Annotated in this window: 6 protein-coding genes and 1 pseudogene; 4 read left to right on the top strand and 3 right to left on the bottom strand. The window is 55.4% G+C overall.

Annotation, left to right across the window (positions count from 1 at the left end):
• The coding region (locus EOA60_RS13830; RefSeq protein ID WP_128311488.1) for an amidohydrolase at window positions 1–929 on the bottom strand (929 nt) is incomplete at its 3' end.
• A gap of 231 nt (window positions 930–1160) precedes the next feature.
• On the opposite strand from EOA60_RS13830, the gene EOA60_RS13825 reads away from it, so the two are divergent.
• Complete coding sequence (locus tag EOA60_RS13825) at window positions 1161–1613, top strand: Lrp/AsnC family transcriptional regulator (RefSeq protein ID WP_245502557.1); 453 nt, start codon at window positions 1161–1163, stop codon at window positions 1611–1613.
• A gap of 215 nt (window positions 1614–1828) precedes the next feature.
• Entirely contained in the window at window positions 1829–2863 is a 1035-nt protein-coding gene (locus EOA60_RS13820) for an aminotransferase class IV (protein WP_245479275.1), read from the top strand.
• 371 nt (window positions 2864–3234) lie between these two features.
• On the opposite strand, the gene EOA60_RS13815 is transcribed toward EOA60_RS13820, so the two are convergent.
• Entirely contained in the window at window positions 3235–3570 is a 336-nt protein-coding gene (locus tag EOA60_RS13815) for a non-heme iron oxygenase ferredoxin subunit (protein ID WP_127335856.1), read from the bottom strand.
• A gap of 37 nt (window positions 3571–3607) precedes the next feature.
• A complete protein-coding gene (locus EOA60_RS13810; RefSeq protein ID WP_127335855.1) occupies window positions 3608–4825 on the bottom strand; it encodes an FAD-dependent oxidoreductase in 1218 nt (405 codons plus the stop codon).
• Between the two features lie 413 nt (window positions 4826–5238).
• On the opposite strand from EOA60_RS13810, the gene EOA60_RS13805 reads away from it, so the two are divergent.
• Together EOA60_RS13805 and EOA60_RS38240 are read left to right on the top strand one after the other, a co-directional pair.
• Window positions 5239–6303, top strand: a complete 1065-nt coding sequence (locus EOA60_RS13805; RefSeq protein ID WP_164899300.1) for an amidohydrolase family protein — start codon at window positions 5239–5241, stop codon at window positions 6301–6303.
• Between the two features lie 16 nt (window positions 6304–6319).
• Window positions 6320–6501 (top strand): annotated as a pseudogene (locus EOA60_RS38240) (amidohydrolase); the annotation flags it as partial.

The raw sequence follows: 6501 nt of genomic DNA, 5'->3' as shown, positions 1-6501 counted from the left end.
GTAGTGGCTTGTGTTTCGTTGATTGTAGCTGGGACCGACCGGCGATATCGGAAAGCGACGTCACCACCGAATGCCTTTGCGATGCTACGCGACATGCTTTCGAGCTGCGTCTCAGCAAAATCGCGCAAAGCGGGTTTCAGCGCGCGAACCGTTCCGGCGAGTTCAACCTCATCTGCAATGACATTGTAAGCGTTGGAGGCTTTCAGCTTCGTCACTGATATCACGAGGGAGTCCACCGGATCTGTGCTTCGCGAAACAAGCGTTTGAATTCCGATGATGATCTGTGCAGCGATAGTGACCGGGTCGATGGATAGGTGAGGCGAGGCGGCGTGCGCTCCTCTGCCTTTGACGACAATCTCGAAGTCGTCCTGAGATGCCATCATCGGACCTGCGCAGATCGCAAATTTTCCGACATCGACGCCAGGCCAGTTGTGCATCCCGAATACCTGCGAGATGCCAAAGCGATCCAGGAACCCGTCTTCGACCATTTTCAGTCCACCAGAGGGCAACTCGACCTCTTCAGCAGGTTGAAAAATGAGCGCCACGGAACCCTTGAAGTCGCGTTTCTCGAAGAGATACTTTGCCGCTCCCAGGAGCATCGCCGTATGCCCATCATGCCCGCAAGCGTGCATTTTTCCAGCTATAGTAGATGCCCACGCCTTTCCCGACGCCTCTTCAATTGGTAGAGCATCCATGTCTGCCCTCAGGCCGATCGTCGGTCCGTCACCGCGTCGACCTTGGATCAGCGCCACGACACCTGTTCCGGCGATGCCGGTTTCAATTCGATTGATGCCGAACGATGCCAGCTTCTCGGCTACGAACCGCGCTGTCTCGTGAACGTCAAAACCGAGCTCGGGGTTTTGATGAAGGTGCCTTCGCCACGCAGCGACCTCATCGTGCAGATTCTGAACATCTGAGAGGGTTGGCATTTGCTCTCCTGCGATCCAAGCAAAGCGCTGAGCGGAAACTGAACATTGCAGGCCGGCTTGATGCGGTTGCACATTGCAGTAGCTTTGACGAAGTTCTAAACCAAAAATAACGCAGCTGTGAAACAGTTCGATCGGATCGCTCGAGTTTTTGAGCGGATGGCGTCAAGACCCTATCAGTATCGTGGCAATGATGTGCGTCCCAAGCAGAACAGCGTCATCAGGAGGAAGAGAGTGGACGATCTCGATCGGCGGATTTTGAACGCACTTCAAAAAAACAATCGCATGTCCTTCTCTGAGCTAGCGGACGCACTGGGTTCGTCCGCCGCGTCATGCATGCGCCGCGTGAACAAATTGCGTTCTGACGGGGTCATCACGGCGGACATTGCGTTGGTGGACCCCAAAGCGCTCGGCAAGACATTAACGGTCGTCGTCACGGTGGAGCTGGACAGGGAACGCCTTGACCTGGTCGATGAATTCAAGCGCGCCATGCGTGCGGCAAAGGAAGTCACGCAATGCTATATGGTCACTGGAGCGGCAGATTTCGTACTCATCGTCGCGGTCGAGGACGTTGAAGCGTTCGATGTCTTCGTGAAGACCAAGTTGTACACGAATGCAAACGTTCGAAAGTTCAACAGCATGATATCGCTAGACCGGGTAAAATTTGAGCCGCGAGTGCTGGCTTAGCCGGCTGCCTCTGAAACCATTGCGCCACCTTTCAAGGTTTTTTGTAACGCGTATTGCGTTCCAGGCGTCCGTTTGATCGGGTAATGCTCGAAAAATCCTGCAGTTTAAAAGCGGCCAGATGACTGGTGACGACCCCTTCCAGTGGAGGTCGGCTTGAGAAGAACACCTTTGTGGAACGCCCACACATCGATGCGGACGCTGAGAAGAGATTCATCTTGAGCTGGGGCCATTGTGGCGGTTTTGACCTTGGTGTGCTCGATGCACTGCGAAGTTTTTTGGAGGTTCCACAAATGACACTTGCCGTCGGCGCAGCCGCAGCAGCGTTTCCTGCGATAGATGATCGCCATCGTGATCAACGCAACTATCCCCATGGCGTTGCCTTCATGGATGGCCAATATCTTCCCATGTCGGAAGCGAAGATTTCGGTGCTGGACTGGGGCTTCCTTCACTCTGACGCCACCTACGATACCGTCCATGTCTGGGATGGCCGCTTCTTTAGGCTTGACCTTCATCTCGACCGGTTTTTCAAAGGAATGGAAAAGCTTCGAATGAAGCTCCCTTACTCCCGCGAGGAAATCGAGACGATCCTTTCGACATGCGTTTCCCTTTCGGGCCACCAGTCTGCATATGTCGAGATGATCTGTACTCGCGGCGGTTCTCCGACGTTCAGCCGCGATCCCCGCCAGGCAGAAAATAGGTTCATTGCCTTTGCCGTCCCTTTCGGATCTGTAGCGAACAAAGAGCAACTGGAGCGCGGGTTGCACATTGCGATAAGCGACACCGTGCGTATTTCTCCGAAGTCGATCGATCCCGAGATCAAGAACTATCATTGGCTTGACCTGGTGAAGGGTCTTTTCGACGCTTATGACGCAGGTGCAGAGACCGCGCTCATCGTGGACACAAACGACAACATCGCTGAGGGACCAGGGTTCAACGTCTTCACTGTGAAAAATGGTGTGCTGAAAACTCCTGGATACAGCGTCCTCCCGGGTATTACACGCAGAACCGTTTTCGATCTTTGCAATGAGCTTAAGTTGCCCGCTAGCGCCGGCGACGTAAGCCGTGAAGAGCTGAAAGCAGCTGATGAAATCTTCATTACGTCGACTGCCGGCGGGGTCATGCCAGTAACGCGCGTGGATGAAGCTGTCATCGGCAATGGGAAGGTTGGTCCTGTCACGCTGCAGATCAAGGATCTGTATTGGACGAAGCACACCGATCCCGCATGGTCGACGCAGATCAGCTACGCGTAAAAATCTGTTGCGAGATTGAGCCAACCTTCCCGATCGAGGGTTTGCTCAATCCTCCGCGTCAACTGTAGGAGCGCATCCGGACGAAATATTCCAGGCAGCTTCTCCTGGCAGCACGACGGTTAGCTGGCGGCGGCCCCCTATATAGCGGCATAGCGCAAGCAACAAGCCGGCAACTAGACTCAGCGGCCCTGCCAGGCTTGGATGAGCAGGGCAGGGACGGCTTTATTCTGCCGAGCACTCCAGCGCTCGCCCGAGCTCATTCAATGACGGTCGTTGCAACATAGTCCGAGTGTGTCGGTAGCCTTAGTCTTTGAGTGCAAGGCGCAACGCATAGCTTCGGAACGGGCCTTCAAAGGCTCGAAGGCCGTTTCCTAAGCTTCTGGCAGGCGAACGAGAACTTCTCCGTTCACGATGTTCGTTTCGAACACCGCAATTGCACAGTCCGCCGGTCCCTGGACTACCTCTCCAGTTGTCACCTCGAATTGAGCGCCGTGGAGAGGGCACTCGATGAGAGTGCCGTCTAACCAACCGTCGGACAGAAGGGCGAACGCATGTGTGCACACATTGTTCGTCGCGTAGACTTTCTCGTCGATCAGGTAGAGAGCGATTCTCTGGTCGCCGATCACGAAAGGTGTAACCGTAGCTTCTTCGAGATCTGACAATGGACACATACTTATCCATTGGAAATTTAACGGTACAGTATTCATGCTATTTGCCATTGTTTTCGAATTTATGGGGAGGCTTTCAGCCAGTTGCGAGATATAATTGGGATAAATCGACTTCTTCGCATCGACCCAAGATGTCAGGAGAAACCGGCTTTCCAGACTTCAACTCCCGTCGAAGTTGCGTCATCTCGCGGCCGGGGTTCACGCCCACGGCGCTGACGAAATGACCCTCGTCGTTCAACCCGATCTCAAGCCATTTTTCGCCGGTAGGGTCTCCAAGACGGTACAGCCGCGTAGCAAACGCCGGCAACCCGAGCACTTGGATAGTTACGCCGCACTGGTCAGACCAAAACCAAGGTAGATCCTGGTACTGGGCGTCCACGCCGCTCATCACCTGAGCAGCGACCGTCGCCTGATCGCCGGCGGCTGTCCAACTTTCACTTCGCAGCCGCTGGCCAAGTGCAGAGACGGTGTAGTTCGTGACTTCTCCGGCGGCGTATATCCCGGGTATGGACGTTTCACAGCGGGTGTTGACGACGATTCCGTCAGCAGTATCAATACCTGCCTCTGCAGCAATTTCCGCATTCGGCCGAATTCCGATGCCGATCAAGACGACGTCGGCGATCTGCGAACCCCCATTCCAATGCAGAACGACTTCGCCCTTCGCATTGTTCGTCATCCGCAGATCTGCACAGTTCAAACGCAGTTCTCCGCCTTCGCTCAGGTGCCTTTCTGCTACCCATGCGGACAGGGTTGTCGATGCACTGCGCGGCAGCAACCGTGGCGCAAGCTCAAAGACCGTCGTATGGCAGCCCAAGCGCCGGGCAGAAGCCGACACTTCCAATCCGATGAAACCGCCGCCAACGACGGCAAGTCTTTTGCCTGGGCTTAAGGCCGCGCGTAAACGGCTGGCGTCTTCTTCAGTCCGCAAGTAGTGAATTTGTGCTGGGTCCACATCGAAGTTTGCGAGCTGACGCACCCGAGACCCGGTCGCTATCAGAAGCTTAGTATAAGGCTCCGGCTCTCCCTTATCCGTGTGTACCAATCGCCGCAGAGGATCGATGCGAACGACCTTCGTTTCATCCCGGAGAATGACACCGTTCTCGTACAGATCCGGTCCTTTGAGAGTCGGTCGCTTCCCTTCCAAAAGAAACTCTTTGGACAGCGGAGGCCTGTCATACGGTGTCCCAGCTTCACTGTGGATCAATATCTTGCGGTCCTGAGGACAAAGTTCGGAGAGCGTAGTCGCCGCGCGATGTCCTGCGAGCCCTCCTCCGATGATCACGAATGTTTCCATGAATGTTCCTCAGCGATTTGCGAACTCGATGTCGCCAGCTTCACAAAAAGAAACAAAATCGACGAGAGGCACCAGAGGCAGATTCTCGCGAATTTGTTCAGCACAGACGGTCGTTATGAGAGGTGAGGGAGGGGCAGGAAAGGCAAGCGCGCCGCGTTGCGACCGGTTTCAATCCTGCAACTGCAGTGATGTTTCATGGCGGAGACAGGCCCCGCTGTCACTCCACCAGTGCCTCAGCGACCAAACTGTACTGATGCCCTTTTCAGATTTCTGTACATTGTTCAGTCCCGAATTTCGCGCGACACCTCAGCCATTGGGTTGGGCGTCAAGAGACCCCAGACTTAAACAACACAGGTGCGGTGGGAAAGCCTGAGCTGAACTCCTGCACGGTCTACCAAACCAAGGTGCTGACAATGGTTCCTTTCCCAGCCCGCCCGATAGACTGCGACGTCCATGTGGCCATTCCGGATAATCGCGCGTTGCTTCCCTATCTCGATGAGTATTGGCGGGAGCACATCATCCGCCGCGGGTTAGATGTTGAAGACTTCGAACTTAGCTCTTACCCACCCACCATTCCATTGTCGTGCCGGCCCGACTGGCGTCCGCAAGACGGGCTTCCAGGTTCACAGCTTGAGCGTTTGCGCGATCAGGTGTTAGAGCCTTTTCAGTCGAGGTTCGCCATCTGCAACGTGCTGCACGGCTCGCAGATCATGTTCAGCGAGGACCTGTCGGCAGCACTCTGTCGCGCCATAAACAACTGGATCAGCGCTGAATGGCTCGATCGGGATCCTCGGCTCAGGGCATCCATTGTCGTGCCGTTGCACAGTCCCGAATTGGCAGCCGAAGAGATAGAGCATCGCGCTTCCGATCCTCGCTTCGTGCAGGTGCTGATGTTGGCCATGGCAGAGGTGCCGCTCGGAAGGCGACAGAATTGGCCGATTTATGCGGCTGCCGAGCGTAATAATTTGCCGATTGGCATTCACGCAGGAAGCAGTCTTCGTCACGCTCCTAGCCCGCTTGGATGGTCGTCGCATTATATTGACGACTACGTTTCTCAGGCACCTGGGTTTTCCGGCGTTCTCAACAGCTTGGTCGCTGAGGGTGTATTCAACAAGTTCCCTGCTCTGAAAGTTGTACTCTTGGAGTCCGGTGTGACGTGGCTTCCAGCACACCTTTGGCGTGCAAACAAGCAATGGCGCGGCGTGCGGTCTGAAACGCCTTGGTTGGACCGGCTGCCGTCGGAGATCATTCGCGAGCATGTGCGGCTGACTATCCAACCCTTCGACGCCCCGCCGACAGACGCGCAGGTTCAGACGATCATCGAAGAGATCGGCTCGGATGAAATGTTGCTGTTTTCTACCGATTATCCCCACTGGCACTTCGAGGGAACAGCCGCGGTACCGGTTGGCCTTGCCCCCGAAACACTGTCGAAAATCCTGGTCGACAACGCTCTGGCAACATATCCGCGCCTGAGCTGACAGCGAGGAGTTCAGCATGAACACAAATGTTCTCGATCAGAAACCGAAGGGCGCCGCTTCGAGCCACACGGGTTTTATCGATTGCGATATTCACGCGACCTGGAACTCATTGGCGGACCTGGACGAGTTTCTGCCTCAACGTTGGCGAGAGCATCGCGAGACGGTTGGCTCGCGTTGGCGCCAGGGTCTGGCCAAAAC

It is taken from the genome of Mesorhizobium sp. M1A.F.Ca.IN.020.06.1.1, from assembly GCF_004023265.1.
Taxonomy (GTDB): Bacteria; Pseudomonadota; Alphaproteobacteria; order Rhizobiales; family Rhizobiaceae; genus Mesorhizobium.
This window is presented reverse-complemented; position numbering and strand designations above follow the sequence as displayed.

Excerpts from the sequence above, each read along its gene's own strand:
- EOA60_RS13815 (WP_127335856.1), bottom strand. The coding sequence starts at position 3,570 with ATGAATACTGTACCGTTAAATTTCCAATGGATAAGTATGTGTCCATTG.
- EOA60_RS13810 (WP_127335855.1), bottom strand. The coding sequence starts at position 4,825 with ATGGAAACATTCGTGATCATCGGAGGAGGGCTCGCAGGACATCGCGCG.
- EOA60_RS13805 (WP_164899300.1), top strand. The coding sequence starts at position 5,239 with ATGGTTCCTTTCCCAGCCCGCCCGATAGACTGCGACGTCCATGTGGCC.